Raw genomic sequence first — 26069 nt, forward strand, 5'->3', positions numbered from 1 at the left:
TAAGGGCCTACTAACGATAATTGCTATCCATAACATCAGTTTTTCTAAGGTTGGATTTTAATGGGTTCCGTGTTGCCTTTGCTCGCGCTGCGCGCTTTCACCGAAACCACACGGCTAGGTAGCCTCAAGGCCGCCGCTGAGCGCATGGGCGTTACGCCGGGTGCTATCAGCCAGCAAATTCGCCTGCTGGAGGACCGTCTCGGTGTCACTCTCCTGACTCGAAGCCGTTATGGTGTGCAGCTCACCGAGGCAGGTGAAAGTCTTTACCCCGGGCTATCACGCGGGTTTGGCCAGATCGAAAGCGCGCTGCTCGATCTTGAAGTGCTGACCCGTGGCAATTCTCTTACTATCAGCACCCAACCTTCGTTCGCTTCCAACTGGCTGGTACCACGCCTGGCTGATTTCAGTGCGCTGCACCCTGAGATCGACGTCCGCGTGCAGTCCACAGCCGAACTTGCCGACCTGCAGCGTGACCCGGTCGACATTGCTCTGCGCCATGGCTTGGGTGATTACCCTGGAGTGGAGTCGATACCGCTGTTCGCCCCCGTATTGCTGCCGGTCGCCAGCCCTGGCTTGCTTGCCTGCGGCTCAGCGTTGGATGAGCCGCAGGACTGCCTGCATTACCCTCTGTTGCAGGACGCCGATCGCGCCGATTGGACGTTGTGGTTGCAAGCCCACGGCGTCGAGCCCGACCACCGCAGTCGCCGAGGCCCCAGTTTTGACGAGGATCTACTGTTGTTGCGCGCTGCGGTCAGTGGCCAGGGCATTGCGCTTGTACAGTCACAGCATGCCGAAGAAGACCTGCGTCATGGCAGGCTGGTGGTGGCTGTGGACCGACCATGGCCTTCGCGTTTTGCTTACTACCTGGTTGCCCGCAAGGAGAAGCTGGGGCAACCGCATGTACGGGCGTTCGTCGACTGGATGCGGCGGCAGATTAAATCGGGGGCGTCGCCAGATAAGCACGCCTGAGATTCTGATCCCAAGCACGCCGCTGAAGGGAGACAACCTGGGGCGGATAGATCTGATTGACTGCTTAGGGTCGAAAACTGCCCAGTGACTGGCAGCTTCTGGCCGTGAACTGCCCTTCGCCAACGGCAGCTTTGGGTTGAAATGGGTCAGCCTCGAATGACCGCTTGCGACCCAGGCTGTGTGAAAACCTTCTGCGCGATCCGGCTGGTTAGAAAACGACCAGAATTTCGCGCTTCTGCGCGAAATCTAGGTTAGCTAAATAACCAAGCCATTACAGATTTCACGTACGCTCGCGCTCTTCAGAGATCCATTTGCGTTTTCACACAGCCTGGACCCATAGCTGCCGTTCGCGAGAGCCACGAGTAAACTGACTATCCCATGTCGGGAACCGCTCCAGGGCCGATAGCCTCCCGCACAAGGGGTGCTTGCGACCTGAACGGCCCCGAATGGGTGATTCGTACTCCGAAGTAGTGCCCCGTTCCTTTGTTCTCAGAACGTTGCACGTAGGGTCAGCATGTAATTGCGTGGAGCCCCGTACCAGTTGCCGCCGTCGCTGGCGTCGACTGTCTGGTAGTAGGTCTTGTCGAAAAGATTGTTGGCGTTGACCTGTGCGGTCCAGTGCTCGTCGATCTTGTACTCAACCATGCTATTCCACACGGCATAGCCGGCTTGGTCGAAGGAGTAGGCTTCTCCTTCGCTCAGGCTGCCATCACCCAAACGTCGTTGGACGGTGCCGCTTTTGTAGGTGTCGCTTTGGATAGTCGCGCCCAGGCCAACTTTCCAGCGTTCAAACTCACCTGGCAGTTGATAGGTCGTAAAGAACTTGAACAGATGCTTGGGCGTCTGCGAACTCATCGGTTTGCCGGTGTTGTTTGGGTTACCGGCGGTGCGCTGCTTGTTGATGTTTAGGGTATAGCCAACGATAGCCTGCCAGCCAGGGGCCAGCTCACCAGAGATCTCGGTGTCTATACCTTTGCTCACCACTTCGCCGGTGGCCGCGTAGTAACCACCGCCAACGCTCACCGCTTCGTTCTCGCGCTTGGTGTAGTAGAGCGCCGAGGAAATGTTAAGGCGGCCTCCGAACAGCTCGCCCTTGGTGCCGAACTCGTAGGTCTCACCCTCGATCGGGTCCAGCGGGTGAGCGTCGATCGACTTGTAAGCGGTCTGCGGGTTGAAAATCTCGGCGTAGCTGGTGTATAGCGACCACTCGTCTGTTACATCCAGCACCAATGCGCCAAACGGCGTGACTTCGCCGCGATTGCTTTCCTTGACCGGCGTATCCATGTTGAAGCGCGGCACGACGGTTCGTACGTAGTCGCGGTAGTCCGAGTAACGGGCGCCAAGGGTCAGGTGCAGTGGTTCGGCCAGTTGGGCCTTGAACGTGGCGTAAGCACCGCTTTTGCGCTGGTTCCAGTCGGGGTTGTAGTAGTAGATGTCCGGCTTGGCAGGCTTGGCAATGGAGCCCGCATCATCATTGATGACATCGAAGGGCACCGTGGCATCGCTGTGGTCGGAGTAGGTGCGCATTACTTCGGAATAGTCGGCGCCGACCAGCAGTTCGTGGGTCAGGCCGAAGGCTTCGAACTTCCCGGCGAGGTTCACATCAAACAAGTTCTGTTCGTTGGTGTAGCCGCGTATCAGGCGGCCGAAAACCGAGCCGTCGGCCGAGCGCGGGTTCTCAGGATCGGCGGCCCAGGCCACTTCGCCAATATCCTGGGTGGAGTCGAACTTGGTCTTGGTGTAGCTGCTGTTGACCCTCCAGTTCTCATCCAGGGCGTGTTCGACCTTGGCGAAGTACTCGGTACGTTTGTAGTTGTTCGACGACCAATCTGCTGCGAGCGATTTGCTGCGCGACGTGCTGATCTCGCGCCCATCCTTGTAGCGCACCAGGCCGCGATCCCAGTAGCCGTCCATGTCACGCCACTCATAGCTGCCACCCACGGCCAGTAGCGTGTCGGGCGTCAGGTCGGCTTCAAGGGTGCCGAAGATGACGTGTTTTTCGCTGTCGGCGCGATCATAGAAGTAGTCCTTGTCCTCGTAGGACATGGCCACGCGACCGCGTAGCGCGCCGTCGAAGCCCAACGGACCGGTGACGTCCACCTCGGTGCGGTAATTGTCCCAACTGCCGGCGGATTGGCTGACCTTCAACTGGTTGTATGGCAGTGCACGCTTGCGCACCAGGTTGATGCTGCCGCCCGGATCGCCAGTGCCGCCGTACAGGCCGTCGGAACCACGCAGGACTTCGACATGGTCGTAAGCCGTCATGTCCGGCAGGGAGTCGTAGGTCTCGTTGCGGAACATCGGCGCACCCCCGTCGGTCTGGATGCTGCGAATGACGAAGCCGCGCGAGTAGAACTCGTTTTTCGAATCATTGCCGCCCACTACGGTGATGCCGGTGGTCTGGTCCAGCACTTGGGTCAGGCTGGTGAGATTCTGGTCTTCCATGCGCTGCTTGGTCATGACCGAGACCGACTGTGGTGTCTCACGCAGGGTCTTCTGAGTTTTGCCGCCGATGCTGGTGGTGCCGGTGGTGTAAGAGCCTGTGCCTTCAGTGGTGGTGCCGAGTCGAGCGCCCACCACATCTGTCGGGTCCAGTGCCACGGCGGCGTTGTCAGGTGCATCCGGGATCGGTACCAGGTGATAGCCGCCATTGTGCTGCGGTACGGCATGTAGGCCGTTGCTGGCCAGCAGCTGTCGCAGTGCCTGGTCGTTGCTGAAGCGGCCTTGCAGCCCCGGCGTGTACTTGCCAGTCAAGTCACCTTGGGCGAACGTGATGTTCAGGCCAGTGGCACGGCTGAGGGCGGTCAGCGCGGTATCCAGCGATCCGGCTGGCAAAGTCAGATCATGGATCATATCGGTCTGGCCAGCTTCGGCCGCCTGAGTCAGGCAGGGAATTGCTCCGAGTCCGAGGCTGGCACAGAGTACGGCATGGCGGATGGCGATGCGAATGGGGGACAGTTGGGTCACGTGAAAGTCTCGTTGGCAATAGAGTTGTTCTGAGGGGTATGCCGGGCGAGAAAGGAAATCCCTTCACATCACGCAATTTTTTTCTGTAGATGTAAAAACCGTCCTTCCAGAGCGTGTCAAACGCTGAAACGCATCCAATAGCGAGTCAGGGTCTGCAAGCGAAGATTGTGCGTCTGAGCGATGAAGGCCAGCGTTGCGTCCGTATCATCGAGGTTAAAATTGCCACTGATTTTGCGTTGCGCTATGCGTTGATCGCACCCCAGATAACCGTTACGGTAGCGGCCAAGCTCACCAACCAGAGTCCCCAGCGGCATCGAGCGAGCGATCAACAACCCATCGCACCAGGCTGGTTCCTGTGCTCTGGCGGGTAGGCGCTGCACGCCGTTGTCCACCATTGCCCAGCTTTCGCCCGCTTGGGCAATGCCGCCCTTGCCGCTCCGGGGTATCAGCTGCACGGCGCCCTCATTCACCCCCAGGTTGCAACTGTGCGGGTACTGGCGCACACCGAACCGGGTGCCGAGCGCTTCGACGCTACCGAAGGCGTTGATAACTCGCAGGGGGCGGTGACGGGGGCTGGCGCCATCGGCACCACTGGTCAGGTAAAGCTCTCCACGCAACAGCTCGATCACACGTGCATCTGCGTTGAAATGCAGGCGTACCGCCGTGTCGGTGTTGAGTTCCAGCACGCTGCCATCGCTCAGAGTCCAGCGCCGATGCTCGCCAACACGGGTACTGTAGTCGGCAACCAGTCGTTGCCAAGGTGCGGCGTCGCGGGCACTCCACGCTGTCGTCGCGGATACGCCGCACAGCGCCAGCAAGTTGAGCATCTGCCTGCGTCGAAGCCGGGTCTCCGGTAGTTTTTCAAGCGCCCGGCGCCCCATTCCGGCGGGCATGCCATCGAGGCTGCTACCTAAGCTCTGCAAACGGGTCCAGGCCAGCTGGTGAGATTCGTCACGGCTCAGCCAAACCTCGAAAGCCTCGCACGTAGCCGGGTCGGGCCGATTGTAGACCATCCGGATGGACCACTGGATGGCCTGTTCGAGCGTCTCATCCGGCAGACTTTGCAACCCAGAGTTATTCATTGTTGGGGCTCGAAGGCTAGCTGGTAGCAATGGCGCAATGCCTTAGCCAGATCGCGCTCGATGGTCGACAGCGACACGCCCAGTTGTTCGGCGATACGCGGACATGGCAGCCCATCGAGTTGGGCCATCAGGAAGATGGTGCGCATCCGTTCAGGGAGCGTATCCAACATACGGTCAATACTAATCAGCGCCTCGATGGCCAAAGCACTGACCTCCGGTGAAGGCATCTGTGCTTCAGGCAGCCCAGCCATGGTTTCCAGCCATGCTTGTTCAATGTCGCGATGCCGCCAAAGATCGATTACCAGGCCGCGAGCGATAGTGCGCAGGTACGCACGTGGCTCCAGCATGATGGGCGCTTGTCGACGCTGCAAGATGCGCAGGAACGTGTCATGGGCAAGATCTGCGGCATCCGTCACGTTGTTCAGGCGGGTGCGCAGCCAGCCTTGCAACCAGCTGTGGTGCTCAACGTAGAGCTGTTCGATAGGGGGCGTAGCGGGCATGCCGAAGCTTCCATTTCGGTATTAATGCTAATCAGTCTCATTAAATCACGGCAGCCTCCATGATTTCGAGTACTTGGCACCGAAAATGGCTGAAGCCAGCGGCAGTGAACTGATGTATGTCTACACGCCGGACGGCAAGCCCAAAGTGATGCAGGCGCTGGCCGATTTCAATCAATGACTGGCTGGGTTCGGAAAAGCTTTACGCATGCAGGCACGGGCGGCCCCAATTATGTGGGCTGCATCATTGATGCGCGATTGTGTCGAATACCTGATTGCGCTGGCCAAGCAAGCCGATATCGACGTGTGGCTCGATCCGTTTTGACGCACGGTCACCGGTTGCTTTCGAACCAGACAGTCACAAGAGGCGGATTTCGCCTCAAAGCGGCCTTGGTTGCAGAGCAGCAAACGGCCAGAAGCCACCGCACGCCAGAAAGCTCTTAAATTCGACGCTCGAATGTTAAATAGCCATTCGCACCGGTACCAGTGCATGAAAAACCTGCTTTCTGGTACATCACGCTTGCGGGATTGTCAGGTCGCACACTCAACCGTAACTGAGTAAACCCCTGAAATGCGGCATCGAACATATACGCATCTAGCAGCGTCGCTCCAACGCCACTGCGACGACAGCTTGGCGTTACGTGGAGGGTACAGAGTTCTGCGTAGACGCCCTCTGGAATCCACAATGAATTGCCTGCGAAAGCATCGTCGATGACAGCGACTGTCAGATGGTCGAAGTTATCGACCCATCGCGTGAGATGCCTCTCCAGGTCACGGCGCCACGAAGCTTCATGCACAGGCTCCCAAGTACGGATATAGCTCTCCTCGCCTCGGTAAATGGCCGGGAGATCGGTCACGCATGCTTGTCTTAGTCGTAGCGTCATTCCATCAGTCCCTGATTGATCTTTTCAGCCATTCTACGTCTGGTGCCACCGGCAGCTATGGGTCGAATCGCGACGGTCATACCTCGACCGTCGCTGGACGCTGTCAGACCTCCGTCTGCTCTGCCATCTCCAATGCGTCATCGACTTCAATGTCCAGGTATCGCACCGTGCTTTCAAGCTTTGTATGGCCGAGCAGGAGCTGAACTGCTCTCAGGTTCTTTGTCCTGCGATAGATCAGCGATGCCTTTGTACGTCTCATCGTGTGGGTGCCGTACATAGCAGGATCTAGCCCAATAGACTTTATCCACGCTTTGACGATTCGGGCGTACTGCCGGGTGGAGAGATGCACTGAGGCGTGTAGCCGGCTTGGGAAAAGACAATCCTCGCTGTGGAGTTGGGCTTGATGTATCCAGGCCTGTAGGGCCAGCCGCGTTTGCTCTGTAATTTCTAACTGCACGGGACGTTGGGTTTTCTACTGCATCACTATCGCCCGCGATGACACGTGCTCCCCATGAGCAACGTCGCGTACGCGAAGCTTGGTCAGATCGCTGGCTCGTAGCTTGGCTAAATCACGAGTTTCCTCCGCGATTTGGAGGCTTACCCGAATGGCCCAGATATCTTTCAGTCGTAGAGGAGCTTTCTGCCCGACCAATTTTCCTTTGTTCCAAGGCTGATGGCTGCTGGTCGTAATGGCGTTCATGGCTTGTCCTCCATGTGAGGTAGGACAAGGATGGTCAACCCAATCCAGAGGCGCTAACCGACCCATAGCGAACCTTTGAATGCTCGGTGATTGCTTCGGTGCTTTTCAATGAGCATCATCGGGGTTCGACAAGGAGACGTCTCTATGCCCAAACCAGTGCTGCATCTCATCTCAGGAAAAATTGCATCCGGTAAGTCAACGCTAGCCAAAAGCTTGGCAGTTGAAGGATCGACGGTTCTGCTGAGTGAGGATCATTGGCTCTCACGGCTATACCCTGAACAGATCAAGTCAGTAAACGACTATGTGCGTCTTGCGCACCAGGTTCGGCAGGTGCTGGGCCCGCTCGTCATCGATATCCTTCGGGCTGGAGTGACTGTCGTTTTGGATTTTCCTGCAAATACTCCTCAAGATCGACTATGGCTGCGCAACCTGGCTGACGCAGCCGAGGTTTCACATTGCGTCCACTACATCGAGGTGGACGATGACACCTGTCGAGACAGGTTGCATCTTCGCAACCACCGTGGTGAGCATGAGTTCGCGGCGACTGACGCGGAGTTCGATCTGATCACTAGCTACTTTCGAGCGCCACATAAGGATGAAGGGCTTCAGATTAAAACTCACCGACATTGACGATCTCTAGTGCGGATTTGGGCCGCTACCGACCCAGAGCGCACCATCACCCTCGTCTATTAGCGACCTCAAGCAACGCCGCAACAATGAACGGCCCCTTTTTCTCCAGATACTCAGCCATACCGCCGATATTGGTGGCTTCCAGTTCAATCTTGAGGTCTTGATATCGCTTCCGAAGGGAGGCGTCGTTCCTGAGCAGATCTCTGAACGTCAGCATCTGGATGACTGAGTGGTGACCACGGCTGCAAATGTGAATCTTGTGGGTCCGCAGCCCGCCAACATTGCGGCGGTAAAAGTGGTGCCCTTCCGACAGGTCACTGCCGCGCACATAACCCAGCGTCAGCAACACCTCGTCTCGCGCTGCCTCATTGCGATGCTCTGAAACCTCGACCAGCACATCGATCTCAGGCTTGGCTGCAAGTTGCGGTACAGCCGTGCTGCCTACATGGTGAATGGCGAGAAGCTCATCGCCGAATACCGAGGCGAGCAGCACTTTGACCGCCTCATACCGTTGCGGCCATGCGGAATCGTAAGCCGTGATCTTGCTGGTCAGCGCCATGGGGGCCTCCTTGGGCAAGTGAAAATGTCCTGATGCGCCTACACGGCAGGCGCCTGCCGCCACTCAAGCGCGATCTGGCATCTAATGACCTTGCACAACCTGATCAGGCTGCGTGCCCATACTCGCGAGAAAAACATCGGTATCCCGATTGGTTCGTAGGCAGACCACGCGACAGCCCGACGGGGCCGTCGCCACGAATCGCTTTATCGCCTCCCGAGACGAGGTTTTCGTCCGCCACATGAACCTGAAAAACTCCGGCAGGTTGGCCAGCAACTCCGGACAGTTGTCCGGCAAGTCAGGCCGGGATCGACCGCGGTTCAACACCGTTCTGAGGAGCACGCGCCAGAATCGAAGCGGAGCCGAGCGATCAATCCATATCAACATGTCAGCGCGGGCCAGCCGGTTGTTCCATGTGGTCGAATGCCCGCCTTCGAAGATCCAGCGCTCACGGGCCTCGACCTCATGACAAAGACGCGTCTTCTCGTCCCGGCTCCGCTCGACCCACCCTGGCTGCCAATGAATCGTGTCGATATGCACGACCGGCAAGCCTGTACGTTCACCGAGCTTGCGCGCCAGGGTACTTTTCCCAGCCCCTGGCTGACCAATGATCATCACCCGCTGCATTCAAGCTCCCTCTCGCCATGCCTGCTGAATTTTGGGCGCGCGATTCTACGGCAATGGGCGACGCAGTCAACTGCAAGCGCACTCATGCTCTGGGCGTCCGCCACAAGTCGGCAGTGGATCACTCCTCAAGTGGTGTAACTCATCATGGCGCTGGCCACTGAGTTCGCCGTTTGGGGGATTACGGCCGAAAGCTTGGCTTGAGGATTATCCCTGACCGCCTCGAAAGCCTCCAATTTCATGTAGCGCCTGTGTAGGCCCCACTCCTCGTCCTGCACGCGAATCGCCGCAGAGAGGGAAAGGGAGCAGTGATCGAAACACCGTTCCCGCCCCCGCCGTCGAGGAATGCGGAGTACCTGAAACAGACCTCCGATCTCCATAAACAGTGGGTGCCTGTGCTGATTGGTTTGGGGATCAGGCGTCGCCCCCATACAACTGTCGCTAACCGACCCATTGTGGTCGCTCAGTGAGGACTGCTGTAAACGCCGTGGCTTGCTAGGGCGCTGTACTCATGTGCTCTGTGAATCGAGATTCCGAAGGCCTGCTCAACCACCAGTGCATGATCGCCTAGGGTCAGGGCTACCTGGGGCCTGAGTAGTCGGCCCTGTCAGCCGCTATTGAGCATGAAGGCCGTTGGTGTAACCAAAAGTCGGTATGGCGTTGGCAAGGGTTACGGCAAACGGTGATTCAGAGGACTCTCTTGAACTTCAGCAGCCCTGATGTCAGTAGGAAGGGCTGCTACCGGGTCTGGGCGTAGGAAAACAAGCTCAATGTCATCGCTGGCGTGTTCCTTTCCCCACCCATTGCAGATCATCTTAAAAGCTCCTGTTGCTTCTACCGGTTTACTGCCTTGTACAACGTTAGGTACAATGGCTGCGGTTGCCAGCGACGGCTGGATCCATCTGGACACCTGTGGCCCGTGGCTACTGGAATGACGATTCTGATCCAGATGAGAGAACACTGTGAGTCACTACGGAGCCGCTGTGCGGGCCGACTGGCTTCACTTTCTTAGAACTTTGGGCGTCGCCTGTGGCGGTCCAAAGAGCAACCCTTACCCGGGCAGAGCCCGGAGGATGGACAAATGCACGTACTGACGTTTAGCCAGGCTCGCGCCGAACTGAAGCAGACAATGGATGATGTTTGCCGGGACCATGAGCCCGCCGTAATCACGCGACAGCGTGGCGAACCCGTAGTGATGATGTCCCTGGAGGACTACAACGGGATGAACGAGACCATTCACCTGTTGGGATCGTCAAAAAACGCTTCGCGCTTGCGCTCATCCATCGCTCAGCTCCGGGACGGCCAGGCCTTGACGAAGGAACTGGACCTCAATGAGCAAGAACCAGAAGCAGCGGAACAAGGATGAAGCCCGCGACAAGGTAAGCGTGAAGTTCACCAAAGAGGGCTGGGAGGATTACTGTCACTGGCAGAGTGCTGACCTCACCATACTTGGCAACGTCAACCGCCTGATTGACGTGTGTCTGCGCACCCCCTTCACAGGTATTGGCAAGCCTGAGCCGCTGAAAGGCGATTTATCTGGCTTGTGGTCCCGCCGCATCACCCGTGAGCACCGTCTGGTCTACTTCTTCGAGGCCGGTATGCTCACCGTTCTGCAATGCCGCTACCACTACGACGACTAAAGCACCGTACTGTGCTGTGCGCGAGCTGCCTCCACCCCTGTTAAAGGGGCGGTCGGTAAACGAAATCACACGCGCGGTCGTTTGGCGCTGGGTGTCCAGTTCTACGGGATCGGCGATCCGCACGTTCACGCAGAGGCGCACTACCGCGCTGCACGGGAATCGCCGTTCGTCTTGCCGCCCGGTAAGAATGGGGAGCACGTCAAGCAGACGTCGGACCTGCACCACCAGTGGCGGCCAATCCTGAAAGGTTTGGGCATCAGGTACCGCCCCCGTATAACTGCCGCCACACCTATGCGACAATATGCTCAATGTCTGGTCTCAACCCCGCATTTATCGCCCAACAGCTCGGGCATAGCGTGCAGATGCTCTTATCGACTTATGCGCGCTGGATTAACTCGTCCAACGACTGGCAGGAGCTGGAAAAGCTTCAAATTGGTCCGAAATTGGTCCGTAGCTGCGAAGAAGCCACGTAAGTTATTGATAGGTAAGCTCCTTGATCTCCACCGCTAACATCACCATGCAGTTCGGCTCCAAGCCGCTGTTCGAAAACGTTTCCGTCAAATTCAACAATGGCAACCGCTACGGCCTGATCGGCGCCAATGGTTGCGGCAAGTCGACCTTCATGAAAATCCTCGGCGGCGATCTGGAGCCGTCCGCGGGCCAGGTCATGCTCGAGCCGAATACCCGCCTGGGCAAGCTGCGCCAGGACCAGTTCGCCTACGAGGAATTCACCGTGATCGACACGGTGATCATGGGCCACGGGCAGCTGTGGAAAGTCAAAGCCGAGCGTGACCGTATCTACTCGCTGCCGGAAATGACCGAAGAAGACGGCATGGCCGTCGCCGAGCTGGAAACCGAATTCGCCGAAATGGACGGCTACACCGCCGAGTCCCGTGCCGGTGAACTGCTGCTGGGCCTGGGTATTCCGCTGGACCAGCACTTCGGCCCGATGAGCGAAGTGGCACCGGGCTGGAAGCTGCGTGTCCTGCTGGCCCAGGCGCTGTTCTCGGACCCGGACGTGCTGCTGCTCGACGAACCGACCAACCACCTGGACATCAACACCATCCGCTGGCTGGAAACGATCCTCACGGCGCGTAACAGCACCATGATCATCATTTCCCACGACCGGCACTTCCTCAACAGCGTCTGCACCCACATGGCTGACCTGGATTACGGTGAGCTGCGCCTGTTCCCGGGCAACTATGACGAGTACATGACCGCAGCCACCCAGTCGCGTGAGCAGCTGCTGTCGGACAACGCCAAGAAGAAAGCCCAGATCGCCGAGCTGCAAACCTTCGTCAGCCGCTTCTCGGCCAACGCCTCCAAAGCCAAGCAGGCCACTTCACGTGCCAAGCAGATCGACAAGATCCAGCTGGCCGAGGTCAAGCCGTCCAGCCGCGTCAGCCCGTTCATTCGCTTCGAACAGACGAAAAAACTGCACCGCCAGGCCGTAGTCGTCGAGAAAATGGCCAAAGCCTTCGACGACAAGGTGCTGTTCAAGAACTTCGACATCACCGTCGAAGCGGGCGAGCGCGTTGCGATCATCGGCCCCAACGGTATTGGCAAGACCACCCTGCTGCGCACCCTGGTCGGCGAGATGACCCCGGATGCCGGCTCGGTAAAGTGGACCGACAGCGCCGAAGTGGGCTACTACGCCCAGGACCACGCCCACGACTTCGAAGACGACATGAGCCTGTTCGACTGGATGGGCCAGTGGACCTCTGGCGAGCAGGTGATCCGCGGCACCCTGGGGCGCATGCTGTTCTCCAACGACGAGATCCTCAAGTCGGTGAAGGTAATTTCCGGTGGTGAGCAAGGTCGCATGCTGTTCGGCAAGCTGATCCTGCAGAAGCCGAACGTGCTGGTGATGGACGAGCCGACCAACCACCTGGACATGGAATCGATCGAAGCGCTGAACCTGGCGCTGGAAAACTACCCGGGTACCCTGCTGTTCGTCAGCCACGACCGCGAGTTCGTGTCGTCGCTGGCCACGCGCATCATCGAGCTGTCGGCCGATGGTGTGGTGGACTTCAGCGGTACCTACGATGACTACCTGCGTAGCCAGGGTGTGCTGGTCTGATTGAAGGCCAAGGTTTGGCCACCTTGTGTGGCCAGGCTTCTTCGCGGGCTCGCCCGCGAAGCCCCCTCCCACCGACTGCCACGACCCGACGAATAATTCGTTAGCCTGCTTTCTTTTCCTTCGCGCAACGGCCATGATGGGTTCACGCCCAACCGCCCGCCCGCGAAAGAGCCCATGACCGCGCAACAACCTGCCCCCGCCAGCAACACGCTGCACATCACCCTGCAGATCCTGTCGATCGTTTTCTATACCTTCATTGCCTTCCTCTGCATCGGCCTGCCGATTGCGGTACTGCCCGGCTATGTGCACGACCAACTCGGCTTTGGCGCAGTAATCGCCGGTGTAACGATTGGCCTGCAGTACCTGGCCACGCTGCTGAGCCGCCCGTTTGCAGGGAGGGTGGCGGACACCTTGGGAGGGAAACAGGCCATCCGCTTTGGCCTGCTTGGGATTGCCGGTTGTGGGGTGTTGACGTTGCTGTCAGCCTGGACCCTCACCTTACCGCTGCTGAGCCTGGCACTGCTGCTCGGTGGACGTTTGCTGCTGGGCGTCGCCCAAGGGCTGATCGGCGTGGCCACCTTGAGCTGGGGCATCAGCCAGGTCGGCCCCGAGCACACTGCCAGGGTGATCTCGTGGAACGGTATCGCCTCCTATGGCGCGATCGCCATCGGAGCGCCAATGGGCGTCCTGGCCGTGGACGGGCTGGACTTCAGTGTGCTGGGGCCGGCTTTGCTGGTGCTGGCGACCCTTGCCCTGCTGGTGCTTCGCAAGCGCCCCGACGTGGTCGTGGTACGCGGCGAGCGCCTGCCCTTCTGGTCGGCGTTCGGCCGGGTTGCCCCGTGCGGCCTGGGTTTGACCCTGGCCTCGATCGGTTACGGCACCCTGACCACCTTCGTCACCTTGTATTACCTCGAGCGCGGCTGGGCCGGCGCGGCCTGGTGCCTGAGTGCATTTGGCGTGTGCTTCATCATCTCGCGGCTGCTGTTCGTCAACGCGGTCAACCGCTTTGGCGGCTACAACGTGGCGGTCGCCTGCATGGCCACCGAAGTGCTCGGCCTGAGCCTTCTGTGGCTGGCGCCCTCGCCGCCCTGGGCGCTGGTTGGCGCCGGGCTGACCGGTTTCGGGCTGTCGCTGGTGTACCCGGCATTGGGCGTGGAGGCGATCAGGCAAGTCCCCAGCAGCAGCCGCGGCGCAGGGCTGGGCGCCTATGCAGTGTTCTTCGACATGGCCTTGGCCATTGCCGGCCCGGTGATGGGGGCCGTCGCTGTACACCTGGGGTATGCCTCGATCTTCTGCGTGGCTGCCCTGCTCGCCTTGGTCGGGGTCGGCCTAACGTTGCTGCTGGCGCGGCGCGCTCGTCACAGCTGAACATTGAGCCGGTTCTGCACCCTGTGCATTTGCGCATTGTGTCGAACCCGTGGCATAGATGCAGGTCCACGTGTTTACGTGACCGTTTTCGCGCCATTGAAGGAGATTCATGCATGAGCAAGCCTGCCTACGTGCCACCCAAAGTCTGGCGCAACGACGCAGCCTCCGGCGGCCAGTTCGCCAGCATCAACCGCCCGGTAGCCGGCCCGACTCACGACAAGGACCTGCCGCTGGGCGAGCACCCGCTGCAGCTGTATTCCCTGGCCACGCCCAATGGCGTCAAGGTCACCATTGCCCTTGAAGAGCTGCTTGCCCTGGGCCACGCCGGTGCCGAATACGATGCCTGGCTGATCCGCATCGGCGAGGGTGATCAGTTTTCCAGTGGCTTCGTCCAGGTCAACCCCAACTCGAAGATTCCTGCCCTGCTCGACCGTAGCGTGGAGCCGCCGGTGCGGGTGTTCGAATCAGGTTCGATCCTGCTGTACCTGGCAGAAAAGTTCGGTGCTTTGCTGCCAGAATCGCCGGCTGCGCGCACCGAAAGCCTGAACTGGTTGTTCTGGCAGATGGGTGCGGCGCCTTACCTGGGCGGTGGCTTTGGCCACTTCTACGTGTATGCACCGGAAAAGTTCGAGTACGCCATCAACCGCTTCACCATGGAGGCCAAACGTCAGCTGGACGTACTTGATCGTCGCTTGGCCGAAAGCCGTTATCTGGGCGGCGAGGAATACAGTATTGCCGATATTGCCGTGTGGCCTTGGTATGGCCAGCTGGTACGCGGCAACCTGTATGACGCCGCGCAGTTCCTGGCGGTTGACGAGTACCCGAACGTACAGCGCTGGGCCGAGGAAATTGCCCTGCGCCCTGCGGTGCAGCGCGGTACACGGGTGAACCGTACCTGGGGAGATGAAGACAGCCAGGTGCCGGAGCGCCATAGCGCCGCAGACCTGGCAGGTTGACGCAGACCATGTGGGAGCGGCCCTTTGGCAACAAAAGGTCGCCCCAACAAAGGGCCGCGTAATGCCTGTAAATGCCCCCCGACAATGCCCCCCTGCATAAAACCATTTGCCCCCGCGCAAACCTGCGTCCGCCAAGCCCTTCTTGTACACTCCTCGCATCAGCCCCCCACTTGCACATTTTTTGGTGAACGCATGATCGAGGTAACCGAGGTTTCCATTGCCGAGCTGCGCGACGCGCTCGAGTCGGGCCGCACGACGGCGGTCGAGCTGGTCAAGGCCTACCTGGCACGTATCGACGCCTACGATGGCGCCGACACCGCCACTGCCCTTAACGCCGTAGTGGTACGCAACCCGGAGGCGCTGAAAGAAGCCGAGGCCTCCGACGCCCGCCGTGCCAAGGGCCAGGTGCTTAGCCCGCTGGACGGCATCCCCTACACCGCCAAGGACAGCTACCTGGTCAAAGGTTTGACTGCCGCCTCCGGCAGCCCTGCCTTCAAGGACCTGGTCGCCCAGCGCGACGCCTTCACCATCGAGCGCCTGCGCGCCGCCGGAGCAGTGTGCCTGGGCAAGACCAACATGCCGCCCATGGCTAACGGTGGCATGCAGCGCGGCGTCTATGGCCGCGCCGAAAGCCCGTACAACGCCAACTACCTGACCGCGCCCTTCGCCTCGGGCTCGTCCAACGGTGCCGGTACCGCTACCGCCGCCAGCTTCAGTGCCTTCGGCCTGGCCGAAGAAACCTGGTCCAGCGGCCGTGGCCCGGCATCCAACAACGGCCTGTGCGCCTACACCCCGTCGCGCGGGGTGATTTCGGTGCGTGGCAACTGGCCGCTGACGCCGACCATGGACGTGGTGGTGCCCTATGCCCGCACCATGGCCGACCTGCTGGAAATCCTCGACGTGGTGGTAGCCGATGACGCCGACAAGCGCGGCGACCTGTGGCGCCTGCAACCATGGGTGCCGATCCCGGCTGCTTCGACCATACGTCCGGCTTCGTACCTTGAACTGGCAGTGGATGCCAGCGCGCTCAAGGGCAAGCGCTTTGGCGTACCACGCATGTATATAAATGCCGACCCCGAGGCGGGCACCGCCGAGAAGCCAGGCATCGGCGGGCCGACCGGCCAACGCATCAACACTCGCGCCACGGTGATCGACCTGTGGCAACAAGCACGCCAGGCCCTGGAAGCGGCGGGTGCAGAAGTACTGGAAGTGGACTTCCCGCTGGTGTCCAACTGCGAAGGCGACCGCCCAGGCGCGCCGACCGTGTACAACCGCGGCATCGTCAGCAAAGCGTTCCTGCATGACGAACTGTGGGAACTGTCGGGCTGGGCCTTTGACGATTTCCTGCGCGCCAACGATGACCCCAAGCTTAACCGCCTGGCCGATGTCGACGGCCTGAAGATCTTCCCCCACGACCCGGGTACCTTGCCCAACCGTGAAGACGACCTGGCTGCCGGCATGGACGAGTACGTCAACATGGCCAAACGTGGCCTGAAGACCTGGGACCAGATCGAGACCTTGCCCGACGGCCTGCGCGGCCTGGAGCAGACCCGCAAGCTGGACCTGGAAGACTGGATGGACAAGCTGGGCCTGGACGCGGTGCTGTTCCCCACCGTAGCCGACGTTGGCCCGGCCGATGCCGATATCAACCCGGTATCGGCGGACATTGCCTGGAGCAACGGTATCTGGGTAGCCAACGGCAACCTGGCAATCCGTCACCTGGGCGTGCCGACCGTCACCGTGCCGATGGGCGTGATGGCCGATATCGGTATGCCGGTAGGGCTGACCTTTGCCGGGAAGGCCTATAGCGACAACGCGCTGCTGAGTTTTGCTGCTGCCTTCGAGGCGACCGGCTCGCGCCGGATGATTCCGCCGCGCACACCGGCGCTCGGCTGAGTCTTACAGGGCCCGTTAAAGCAGATCGCGAATTTCAACTACATGTGTAAAAATACACAAATAGTTTATTTTTGCGATCTGCCATGCCTATCACCTCCAGCGAAGAACGCCGACTCACCCTCACCGTGCTCAAGGCCGCCATCCAGGCCCTGGGCAGCGTTGCCGCGCGCAACATGGAAATTCTCCTGCACGACCTTGACCACCCCGAGCATTCGGTGGTGGCGATCGTCAATGGTCATCTTTCCGGCCGCAGCGTAGGCAGCCCGATCCTCGCCGCACCGGAGCAGGACCAGGGTTTCAAGGCACTGATGCAGGCCTCGGCCGACCAGCACGGCTGTGAGCCGGTGGTGCTGCCCGATTACCCCACTACGCTCAAGGGCCGCACGCTACGAAGTGCCACGGCAATCTTCCGTGACAGCAGCGGCCACCCGTTCGCCAGCCTGTGCGTCAACACCGACGTCACCGGCCTCGATGCTGCCATGAGTTTTCTCCAGCAGTTGCAGCCGCTGGGGGCCATACCGGCGGTCAACGAACCTGCCGACATGGAGCTGCTGATGAGCGAGATCATCCAGGCCGCCCTGCAGCGCAGCGGCCAGGGGCGGATGAACAAACAGGCCAAGGTCGAGGCCGTGCGCGTCATGCAGGAACGCGGCCTGTTCATCGTCAAGGGCGGCGTCGAGAAGGCTGCCAGCGCCCTCGGCGTGACGCGCTACACCATTTACAACTACCTCGAGCAACTACGCGGAGCCAGCCAATGACCTTGCACATTCATACCCCCCTGATCGAATCGCGCCCGCTGTCGTTGGCGGCCGGTCGAAATATCTGGCTCAAGCTCGATGCCCTGCAACCCTGCGGTTCGTTCAAACTGCGCGGTGTCGGCCACGCCTGCGAGGTACACCAGGCGCGCGGCGCCCGGCACTTTGTGTCTTCGTCAGGTGGCAATGCCGGTTTGGCAGTCGCCTACGCCGGACGCAAGCTGGGGGTGCCGGTGACCGTGGTGGTACCCGAAACCACCACCGAACGGGCCAAGGAACTGCTGCACCTGGAAAACGCCAAGGTGGTGGTGCACGGCAGTTCCTGGCAAGAGGCCAACGCCTTGGCACAGACACTGGTAGGCCCGAACGATGCCTTCATCCACCCGTTCGACGACCCACTGCTGTGGGCCGGGCATGCCAGCCTGGTGGATGAAGTGGCCGAGGCCGGCCTGAAGCCGGACGCGGTGGTGCTGTCAGTCGGTGGGGGCGGCTTGCTCAGTGGCGTGGTCGAGGGGCTGAAGCGCAATGGCTGGGGCGATGTGCCGGTGCTGGCGGTAGAAACCGAGGGCGCGGCGTCGCTGCATGCGGCCATGCAGGCCGGCCATTCGGTGGAGCTGGAGCGTATCGCCTCGGTGGCGACGTCGCTGGGGGCCAAGCGTGTGGCTGATCAGGCGCTGATGTGCGTGCAGCAGCATCCGGTGCACAGCCACCTGGTCAGCGATCGCGCAGCGCTGGAGGCCTGTGAGCGGTTCCTGCTGGACCACCGTGTGCTGGTCGAGCCCGCGTGCGGGGCGGCGTTGGCAGTGGCCTATGATGCCAAGGCACTGGGCGCCTTGCGCAATGTACTGGTGGTGGTCTGTGGCGGGGCTACCGCAACACTGGAGCAGATCAAGGCGTGGCTGCAGCAGGCAGATTGAAGCTGCCATCTGTCGGGGGTGATTACGATAGTCACATACACCTGATCTACTAGCCTCGCCGCAACCGAAAAGCCCTCGCAATCGCGTCAACCCTGACGAAATGCGTATCCCGCCCTTTCGGTCTGCGGCAAGTGAAGGCACAATGCGTGTCCTTTTTTTGGCCGGCCTGGCCGGGGGCCTTTAAATGATCAAGACGCCGTATTACCTCATCGATAAAACCAAGCTGCTCAGCAACATGGAGAAGATCGCCTACGTGCGCGAACACTCCGGTGCCAAGGCGCTGCTCGCCCTCAAGTGCTTCGCCACCTGGTCGGTGTTCGACCTGATGCAGCAGTACATGGACGGTACTACCTCGTCCTCCCTGTTCGAGCTCAAGCTCGGCCGCCAGAAGTTCGCCGGCGAAACCCATGCCTATAGCGTGGCCTGGGCCGACGACGAGGTCGAGGAGATGCTTGAGAACTGCGACAAGATCATCTTCAACTCGATCGGCCAGCTGCAGCGCTTTGCCGAACAGTCCGAAGGCAAGGTGCGTGGTCTGCGCGTCAACCCGCAGGTCAGCAGCTCCGACTACCTGCTGGCCGACCCGGCCCGCCCGTTCAGCCGCCTGGGCGAATGGGACCCGGCCAAGATCGAGCAGGTGATCGAACAGATCTCCGGCTTCATGTTCCACAACAACTGCGAGAACGGTGACTTCGGCCTGTTCGACAAGATGCTCACGCACATCGAAGAGCGTTTCGGCCACCTGCTGCACAAGGTCGAGTGGGTCAGCCTGGGTGGCGGCATTCACTTCACCGGTGAAGACTATGCAGTAGACGCCTTCTGCGCGCGCCTGAAGGCGTTCTCGGAAAAATACGGCGTGCAGGTTTATCTGGAGCCTGGCGAAGCCGCCATCACCAACAGCGCCTCGCTGGAAGTGACCGTGCTCGACACCCTGTACAATGGCAAGCACCTGGCCGTGGTCGACAGCTCGATCGAAGCGCACCTGCTCGACCTGCTGATCTACCGCCTCAACGCCAAGATGGCCCCCAATGACGGCGAGCATACCTACATGGTCTGCGGCAAGTCATGCCTGGCCGGTGACATCTTCGGCGAGTATCAATTCGACCGTCCGCTGGCCATTGGCGATCGCCTGTCGTTCATCGACACGGCAGGTTACACCATGGTCAAGAAAAACTGGTTCAACGGGCTGAAGATGCCTTCCATCGTGGTCAAGCAGCTCGACGGCAGCGTCGAAGTCGTCCGCGAGTTCGGTTTCGAAGACTACGTTTCCAGCCTGTCGTAAGACCGGCTTTCAAGTAAGGAGCAAAAGGTAAATTGAAGAAGAACGTTCTTATCATTGGTGCAGGAGGTGTCGCCAAGGTGGTGGCCCACAAGTGCGCGCAGCATAACGACGAACTGGGTCGTATCGCTATCGCGTCACGGAACATCTCCAAATGCCAGGCCATCATCGACAGCGTCAAGGCCAAGGGTAGCCTCAAGGTGCCCGCCGACATCCAGGCCTTCTCGCTCAATGCCCTCGATGTCGAGGCAACCAAGGCGCTGATCCGCGAAACCGAATCGCAGATCGTGATCAACGTAGGTTCCGCCTTCCTCAACATGTCGGTGCTGCGTGCCTGCATCGATACGGGTGTCGCCTATCTGGACACCGCCATCCACGAAGAGCCGGGCAAGATCTGCGAGACCCCGCCGTGGTACGGCAACTACGAGTGGAAACACCTCGAAGAGTGCCAGGCAAAGAACATTACCGCCATTCTCGGCGTCGGTTTCGACCCGGGTGTGGTGAACAGCTACGCCAAGCTGGCGCAGCAGCAATATTTCGACAGCATTGAATCGATCGATATTCTCGACGTCAATGCCGGTTCGCATGGCAAGTACTTTGCCACCAACTTCGACCCGGAAATCAACTTCCGCGAGTTCACCGGGCAGGTGTGGAGCTGGCAGAACAGCCAGTGGACCAGCAACACCATGTTCGAGGTCAAGCGTACCGACGACCTGCCAGTGGTAGGTTCGCAAAACCTGTACCTGACCGGCCACGATGAAGTTCACTCGATTTCGAAAAACCTCAACGTGCCGAACGTGCGCTTCTGGATGAGCTTCGGTGAGCACTACATCAACGTGTTCACTGTTCTGAAAAACCTGGGCCTGCTCAGTGAGCAACCGGTGAAAACCGCCGAAGGCCTGGAAGTGGTACCGCTGAAAGTGGTCAAGGCCGTACTGCCAGACCCGGCCTCGCTGGCCCCTGGCTACACCGGCAAGACCTGCATCGGTGACCTGGTCAAAGGCACCAAGGATGGCCAGCCGCGCGAAGTGTTCATCTACAACGTGGCTGACCACGAAGAAGCCTACGCCGAGACCGACAGCCAGGGCATTTCCTACACCGCCGGCGTACCGCCAGTGGCTGCCGCCCTGCTGGTCGCTCGTGGCGAGTGGGATGCCAAGCGCATGGTCAACGTCGAGGAGCTGCCAGCCGAGCCGTTCCTCAAGGCGCTGGACGTGATGGGCCTGCCGACCCGCGTCAAAGATGAAAAAGGCGATCGTCCTTGGGACGCTGAAGCCTAAGCAACAAACAGAAGGGGTGCCATGCAGCACCCCTTCTGCTTTCCAGGTCCAGGATCGCCACAGGCCTGAAAACAAGCACGTAACCTGTGGGAGCGGGCAAGCCCGCGAAGAGGCCGGCGCAAGATCACCCTCTACTTGCGGGCCTCCAGAATCAGGTTGAACGGCGTCTGCGTCGCCCGCCGGAACCTGCTGAACCCTGCCTCCTCGAACACCGCCCGCAATCGCGCCTCCCCGGCCTGCGCCCCCAACCCCAGCCCCACTTCCTGCGACAACGAATTGGGCGTGCAGATAAACGTCGACGCTGCATAGAACAAGCGCCCGACCGGTGTCAGGTTACCCTCCAGCGTGTCCTCGGCATACGGTTCCACCAGCATGACCGTGCCATCCGCCTTCAAAGCACGGTAGGCATGCCGGGCTGCCCCGACCGGGTCACCCATGTCGTGAAGGCAATCGAAGAAGCACACCAGGTCATGGTCATGCCCCGGGTACTCCTTGGCGCTGGCCTGCTGGAAGCTCACCCTCGCCTCCAAATCCGCTTCACGTGCACGCTCGTTGGCGGTTGCGATCGAAGGCTCATGATAGTCGTACCCCACGAAGGTCGACGCCGGAAACGCCTGCGCCATTACCAGTGTCGAGGCGCCATGACCGCAGCCCACGTCCGCCACCTTGGCGCCCGCCTGCAGCTTGGCCACCACACCCTCCAGCGCCGGCAGCCAATCCGCGACCAGAAAGGTGCGATACCCCGGCCGGAAAAACCGCTCGGTACCACTGAACATGCACGGGTGGTGATCGCCCCAGGCCAACCCGCCATCGCCGCGCATGGCGGCTACCAGCTTGTCCTTGTCATGGAACAGTGCAGCCACCACTGCCGCGCCGCCGGCCATATAGGCCGGGGAGTCCTCCAGCGCCAGGGCCATGGCCTGCTCTTCAGGCAACACGAAACGGCCCTTGTCATGGATCATGTAGCCCGATGCCGCCTGGGCATTCAACCATTCGCGCACCAGCCGCGGGTGGCAGCCAGTCTTTTCCGCCAGTTGCTCCGGGGTGACCGCCTGGCTGTCGGCCATGGCCCGGTACAGCCCCAGTTCATCGCCGAGAATGACATTGGCCAGCGTCGCCGCTGCGCCCATGTCGCCCACCAGCTTACCCATGAAATCGTGAAGCCTTGCCTCGTCCATGACGTGCCCTCCTCTGCAAGAAGGCCATCGCCCACGAGGGATGTCTGCTCCGGGGAGGCGGTGGTCGGTTCAAGGGTTTCCGCTCGCGGTACAACACGCTAGCGCGAGCTGTCAGTAAGTTTAGATGCTCTGCCTGGGCGACGTGGAATAACGGCCATATGGCGCAAGAGCACATCCTTCAGGTCACAATTCCTAAACATCGATGTGACATTTTTTTTCAGCTTGCCTATCAAGGAGCTGTCAAATGAAGGTCACGGTTTTCGGAACCGGCTATGTCGGCCTGACCCAGGCGGTGTGCCTGGCCCAGGTGGGGCATTCGGTGCTGTGCATGGATGTCGATGCCGATCGGGTTGCCAGCCTGAATGAAGGCCATTGCCCGATCTTCGAGCCCGGCCTTGCGCCGCTCCTGGAGAAGAACCTCGCCTGCGGTCGACTGCGCTTCACCACCGATGCCGCAGCGGCTTCCAACTATGCCCGGTTGCAGTTCATTGCCGTCGGTACTCCGCCGCAAACCGACGGCAGCGCCGACCTGAAGCACGTTTTCGCCGTGGTCGACAGCATCCTCGAACATGCTGACGGACCCAAAGTAATCGTCAACAAGTCCACCGTGCCGGTGGGTACGGTACACCGCATCAAGGCACGCATCGCCCAGGCCGTAGCCGATACCAGCCGCTTCCAGGTGATCAGCAACCCAGAGTTTCTCAAGGAAGGCTCTGCGGTGGATGACTGCTTGCGCCCCCAGCGCATCATCATCGGCGGCGCAGAAGCGGCCGAAGTGGAATTGCTACGCGAGCTTTACCTGCCGTTCAACCGCAACCGCGAAAAGTTTATGGTCATGGACGCGCGCAGTGCCGAGCTGACCAAGTACGCGGCCAATTGCATGCTGGCCACCAAGATTTCCTTCATCAACGAAATCGCCAACCTGGCCGAGCACCTGGGGGCCGATATCGAAATGGTGCGCCGTGGCATCGGCTCGGACCCGCGTATCGGTTACGACTTCATCTACGCTGGCTGCGGTTTTGGCGGCTCGTGCTTCCCCAAAGACTTGCAAGCCCTACGCCACAGTGCCGAGGCAGAAGGCTGCGAAACGCAGTTGTTGCGCGCAGTAGAGTCGGTCAACGAGCAGCAGAAGGGCCGGCTGTTCAGCAAGATCAAGCGCCACTACCCTGGCGGCCTGCGGGGCAAGGTGTTTGCCCTGTGGGGGTTGTCGTTCAAGCCCAATACCGATGATATCCGCGAAGCCTCCAGCCGGGTCCTGCTGGAAGCGTTGTGGGCCGCGGGTGCGCGGGTCCAGGCCCACGACCCTCAGGCCATGGAAGAAATCCGGCGCCTCTACGGCCCGCGTGCCGACCTGCAACTGGTGCCCTGCAAGGACGATGCATTGCAGGGCGCCGATGCTCTGGTGATCGTCACCGAATGGCAGGACTACCGTGTGCTCAACCTGGACGAAGTGCCGCAGCAGCTGGCCGACCGTGTGGTGTTCGATGGCCGAAACCTGTACGAACCCGAGCACATGGCCTCGGCAGGCCTGACCTACTACGGCATCGGACGTGGCAACAATGCGCCACCTTGACTGCAGTGAATACCGGCTGGCCACTCCCCAGGCAGTCAGCCGGCTTCATCGACGCAGGGTCGTGTATGACTGGCGCAAACCACTTGCAATCCATCAAATCTCAAAATACTGTATGAATATTCAGTATAGCGAGACAGCGCCATGCAACTCATCGCCAAACTCGGCATCCTGGCCGACGCCGCCAAGTACGACGCGTCCTGCGCCAGCAGCGGCGCGCCGAAGCGTAACTCGCGCGGCGGTGACGGCCTGGGCGCTACCAACGGCATGGGTATCTGTCATAGCTACACGCCCGACGGCCGCTGCGTATCACTGCTCAAGGTACTGCTGACCAACTTCTGCCTGTATGACTGCCAGTACTGCGTCAACCGCCGCTCCAGCAACGTGCCACGCGCGCGCTTCAGCCCCGAGGAAGTGGTACGCCTGACCCTGGACTTCTACCGGCGCAACTGCATCAGCGGCCTGTTCCTCAGCTCCGGCATCATCCGCTCGGCGGACTACACCATGGAGCAGCTGATCCGTGTGGCCCGGCTGTTGCGCGAAGAACACAGCTTCCGCGGCTACATCCACCTCAAGGCCATCCCCGATGCCGACCCGCTGCTGATCGAAGAGGCCGGGCGCCTGGCCGACCGCCTCAGCGTCAACATCGAACTGCCCACCGACGCCAGCCTCAAGCGCCTGGCGCCGGAAAAGCAAGGGCGCACCATTCGCCAGGCCATGGGCGTGATTCATCAGGGCCAACAGGCTGTGGCCAACGAGCCCAGGGCGCCGCGCTTTACCCCGGCCGGGCAGAGCACCCAGGTCATCGTCGGCGCCGACAGCACCGACGACAGCACCTTGCTGCGCAATGCCGAATCGCTGTACCAAGGCTACGGCCTCAAGCGCGTGTACTATTCCGCCTTCAGCCCGATCCCTGACAGCCCCGGCAGCGTGCCCCTCGCCGCACCGCCGCTGCTGCGCGAACACCGCCTGTATCAAGCCGACTTCCTGCTGCGTGGTTATGGCTACAAGGCTGGCGAGCTGCTGGGCCACAGCGGTAACCTGGCACTGGACATCGACCCCAAACTGGCCTGGGCACTGGCCAACCGCGAAGTGTTCCCACTGGACGTGAACCGCGCCGAACCGGCGCTACTGGCGCGTATCCCCGGCATCGGCCTGCGCAGCGTACAGCGCCTGGTCGCCCTGCGCCGGGAGCGGCGCATCCGATATGACGACCTGATCCAGCTGCGCTGCGTGCTGGACAAGGCACGGCCATTCATCGTGACCAGCGACTACCGCCCGGCCCAGGCCGAATTGCGCAGCGGCTTGCTGCGAGCGCGCTTGAGTGAGCCGCCAGCGCCCGTGCAGATGGGGTTATGGGGGTGATCGCGCTCGACTGCGACGACCTGTTCGCCACCTGGCGCGATCAGGCCCGGGGCTTGTTGGGGCATGGCATCGACCCATCGGAAGTCACCTGGTCGCAAGGCCCGATGGCGGACCTGCTGGCCGTGCCGGCAGCGCCGCCTGAAGGGCCTGGTCCTTTTCGGGCCAAAGTCCCGGCAGCACTGCTGAGCCAACTGGAGCAGGCCTCTCGTTACCGTGGCGAACAACGCTGGAACCTGCTGTATGAAGTGCTGTGGCGCGTCGCCCATGGCGACCGCACGGCAATGCTGGCGGGTGATCGGCTGGGCAGTGAGCTGCAACGGCGCATCAAGCAGGTAACCCGCGAGGCGCATCACTTGCACGCGTTTGTACGCTTCGTGCCGCTGCCTGAGGAACTGGCTGAGCACTTGCAGCTCGATCTGGTGGCCTATCACGAGCCGGCACACGACATTCTTCACAGTGCCAGCGCGCACTTCGCCGACCGCCTGGGGCGTTTGCGCTGGTTGATTGCCACGCCACAGGATGGCATTCGCTTCGACGGCCAGGCGTTCGACTACCAGCGCCAGTGCCCCGAGCCCTGGCGCCAGTGGGCCCGCAATGCCGAAGACCCGGGCGCCGAACTCTGGCGCACCTACTACCGCCATACCTTCAACCCCGCCCGCCTGAACCCGGAAGCCTTGCGCCTGCACATGCCAGGACGGTTCTGGCGGCATTTGCCGGAAGGCATGCTGATACCGCAGCTCGAAGGCCTGGCACGCCAAGGCAAACAGCGGGACGGCCAAGCCCTTGAGGTGGCCTCCCAAACCGGCAAGACAATCAGCAAACCTGCGCGCTCGGTGTAGCCGCGGAGCCCGTTGCGGCCCCGTCGAGACACAAGGC

General features: G+C 60.7%; 22 protein-coding genes and 3 pseudogenes. 17 read left to right on the forward strand and 8 right to left on the reverse strand.

The features are described from left to right. Positions 1–60 precede the first annotated feature (60 nt). Positions 61–969: a LysR substrate-binding domain-containing protein gene (locus ACF8GF_RS17385; RefSeq protein ID WP_392488251.1), complete on the forward strand. Its 909-nt coding sequence runs from the start codon at positions 61–63 to the stop codon at positions 967–969. Positions 970–1458: 489 nt separating this feature from the next. Here the strand turns inward: ACF8GF_RS17385 and ACF8GF_RS17390 are convergent, their stop codons facing one another. From ACF8GF_RS17390 to ACF8GF_RS17410, 5 genes and pseudogenes are all read right to left on the reverse strand, one after another. Continuing rightward, a complete protein-coding gene (locus tag ACF8GF_RS17390; RefSeq protein ID WP_392488252.1) occupies positions 1459–3936 on the reverse strand; it encodes a TonB-dependent siderophore receptor in 2478 nt (825 codons plus the stop codon). A 116-nt stretch (positions 3937–4052) separates the two neighbouring features. Further along, positions 4053–5018, reverse strand: coding sequence for a FecR domain-containing protein (locus ACF8GF_RS17395; protein WP_392488253.1), 966 nt, complete (start codon positions 5016–5018; stop codon positions 4053–4055). Beyond that, positions 5015–5518, reverse strand: a complete 504-nt coding sequence (locus ACF8GF_RS17400) for a sigma-70 family RNA polymerase sigma factor (RefSeq protein ID WP_392488254.1) — start codon at positions 5516–5518, stop codon at positions 5015–5017. Before ACF8GF_RS17400 ends, ACF8GF_RS17395 begins: the two co-directional genes overlap by 4 nt. A 437-nt stretch (positions 5519–5955) precedes the next feature. Continuing rightward, positions 5956–6399 (reverse strand): GNAT family N-acetyltransferase, encoded by a 444-nt coding sequence (locus ACF8GF_RS17405; RefSeq protein ID WP_392488255.1) that lies wholly within the window; start codon positions 6397–6399, stop codon positions 5956–5958. 103 nt (positions 6400–6502) lie between these two features. Further along, positions 6503–7099, reverse strand: a pseudogene (locus ACF8GF_RS17410) (tyrosine-type recombinase/integrase). A 144-nt stretch (positions 7100–7243) separates the two neighbouring features. Here ACF8GF_RS17410 and ACF8GF_RS17415 point away from each other — a divergent pair. Beyond that, the gene (locus ACF8GF_RS17415) at positions 7244–7729 is read left to right on the forward strand and encodes an AAA family ATPase (protein WP_392488256.1); all 486 of its coding nucleotides are present in this window, start codon (positions 7244–7246) and stop codon (positions 7727–7729) included. Positions 7730–7775: 46 nt separating this feature from the next. Here the strand turns inward: ACF8GF_RS17415 and ACF8GF_RS17420 are convergent, their stop codons facing one another. After that, positions 7776–8288, reverse strand: coding sequence for a GrpB family protein (locus tag ACF8GF_RS17420; protein ID WP_392488257.1), 513 nt, complete (start codon positions 8286–8288; stop codon positions 7776–7778). Between the two features lie 81 nt (positions 8289–8369). After that, entirely contained in the window at positions 8370–8912 is a 543-nt protein-coding gene (locus ACF8GF_RS17425; RefSeq protein WP_028697204.1) for an AAA family ATPase, read from the reverse strand. 272 nt (positions 8913–9184) lie between these two features. Between ACF8GF_RS17425 and ACF8GF_RS17430 the strand changes: the two are divergent. From ACF8GF_RS17430 to ACF8GF_RS17485, 12 genes and pseudogenes are all read left to right on the forward strand, one after another. After that, positions 9185–9351, forward strand: a pseudogene (locus ACF8GF_RS17430) (site-specific integrase); the annotation flags it as partial. Positions 9352–9990: 639 nt separating this feature from the next. Then, positions 9991–10275 (forward strand): type II toxin-antitoxin system Phd/YefM family antitoxin, encoded by a 285-nt coding sequence (locus tag ACF8GF_RS17435; protein WP_070096705.1) that lies wholly within the window; start codon positions 9991–9993, stop codon positions 10273–10275. After that, positions 10241–10549 carry a Txe/YoeB family addiction module toxin gene (locus tag ACF8GF_RS17440; RefSeq protein WP_209966368.1) on the forward strand — a complete coding sequence of 103 codons (309 nt, stop codon included), beginning with the start codon at positions 10241–10243 and terminating at the stop codon, positions 10547–10549. The genes ACF8GF_RS17435 and ACF8GF_RS17440 overlap by 35 nt, the downstream gene beginning before the upstream one ends. 156 nt (positions 10550–10705) lie before the next feature. Beyond that, positions 10706–11022 (forward strand): annotated as a pseudogene (locus tag ACF8GF_RS17445) (site-specific integrase); the annotation flags it as partial. Between the two features lie 20 nt (positions 11023–11042). Continuing rightward, a complete protein-coding gene (locus tag ACF8GF_RS17450) occupies positions 11043–12629 on the forward strand; it encodes an ABC-F family ATPase (RefSeq protein WP_003248141.1) in 1587 nt (528 codons plus the stop codon). Between the two features lie 174 nt (positions 12630–12803). Next, the gene (locus ACF8GF_RS17455; protein ID WP_176684599.1) at positions 12804–13997 is read left to right on the forward strand and encodes an MFS transporter; all 1194 of its coding nucleotides are present in this window, start codon (positions 12804–12806) and stop codon (positions 13995–13997) included. Positions 13998–14110: 113 nt separating this feature from the next. Beyond that, positions 14111–14953, forward strand: coding sequence for a glutathione-dependent disulfide-bond oxidoreductase (gene yghU / locus ACF8GF_RS17460; RefSeq protein ID WP_176684600.1), 843 nt, complete (start codon positions 14111–14113; stop codon positions 14951–14953). 192 nt (positions 14954–15145) lie between these two features. Further along, the gene (locus tag ACF8GF_RS17465; protein ID WP_392488258.1) at positions 15146–16849 is read left to right on the forward strand and encodes an amidase; all 1704 of its coding nucleotides are present in this window, start codon (positions 15146–15148) and stop codon (positions 16847–16849) included. 83 nt (positions 16850–16932) lie between these two features. Then, a complete protein-coding gene (locus tag ACF8GF_RS17470) occupies positions 16933–17607 on the forward strand; it encodes a transcriptional regulator (protein WP_252459746.1) in 675 nt (224 codons plus the stop codon). Next, positions 17604–18521, forward strand: coding sequence for a pyridoxal-phosphate dependent enzyme (locus tag ACF8GF_RS17475; protein ID WP_176684602.1), 918 nt, complete (start codon positions 17604–17606; stop codon positions 18519–18521). The genes ACF8GF_RS17470 and ACF8GF_RS17475 overlap by 4 nt, the downstream gene beginning before the upstream one ends. Before the next feature lie 184 nt (positions 18522–18705). Further along, positions 18706–19803, forward strand: coding sequence for a carboxynorspermidine decarboxylase (gene nspC, locus ACF8GF_RS17480; protein ID WP_003248125.1), 1098 nt, complete (start codon positions 18706–18708; stop codon positions 19801–19803). A gap of 32 nt (positions 19804–19835) precedes the next feature. Then, complete coding sequence (locus ACF8GF_RS17485) at positions 19836–21080, forward strand: saccharopine dehydrogenase family protein (protein ID WP_176684603.1); 1245 nt, start codon at positions 19836–19838, stop codon at positions 21078–21080. Between the two features lie 131 nt (positions 21081–21211). Here ACF8GF_RS17485 and ACF8GF_RS17490 read toward each other — a convergent pair whose 3' ends face one another. Continuing rightward, positions 21212–22258 carry a class I SAM-dependent methyltransferase gene (locus ACF8GF_RS17490; RefSeq protein WP_392461059.1) on the reverse strand — a complete coding sequence of 349 codons (1047 nt, stop codon included), beginning with the start codon at positions 22256–22258 and terminating at the stop codon, positions 21212–21214. Positions 22259–22502: 244 nt separating this feature from the next. On the opposite strand from ACF8GF_RS17490, the gene ACF8GF_RS17495 reads away from it, so the two are divergent. The 3 genes from ACF8GF_RS17495 to ACF8GF_RS17505 all read left to right on the forward strand — a co-directional run bounded on the left by ACF8GF_RS17495 (position 22503) and on the right by ACF8GF_RS17505 (position 26032). After that, positions 22503–23831: a UDP-glucose dehydrogenase family protein gene (locus tag ACF8GF_RS17495; protein WP_392488259.1), complete on the forward strand. Its 1329-nt coding sequence runs from the start codon at positions 22503–22505 to the stop codon at positions 23829–23831. A gap of 141 nt (positions 23832–23972) precedes the next feature. Further along, positions 23973–25193, forward strand: a complete 1221-nt coding sequence (locus ACF8GF_RS17500) for a putative DNA modification/repair radical SAM protein (protein ID WP_176684606.1) — start codon at positions 23973–23975, stop codon at positions 25191–25193. Then, positions 25184–26032 carry a TIGR03915 family putative DNA repair protein gene (locus ACF8GF_RS17505; protein ID WP_339443137.1) on the forward strand — a complete coding sequence of 283 codons (849 nt, stop codon included), beginning with the start codon at positions 25184–25186 and terminating at the stop codon, positions 26030–26032. Before ACF8GF_RS17500 ends, ACF8GF_RS17505 begins: the two co-directional genes overlap by 10 nt. Positions 26033–26069: the final 37 nt, after the last annotated feature.

It is taken from the genome of Pseudomonas sp. yb_5, assembly GCF_043103865.1.
Lineage (GTDB): Bacteria > Pseudomonadota > Gammaproteobacteria > Pseudomonadales > Pseudomonadaceae > Aquipseudomonas > Aquipseudomonas putida_Y.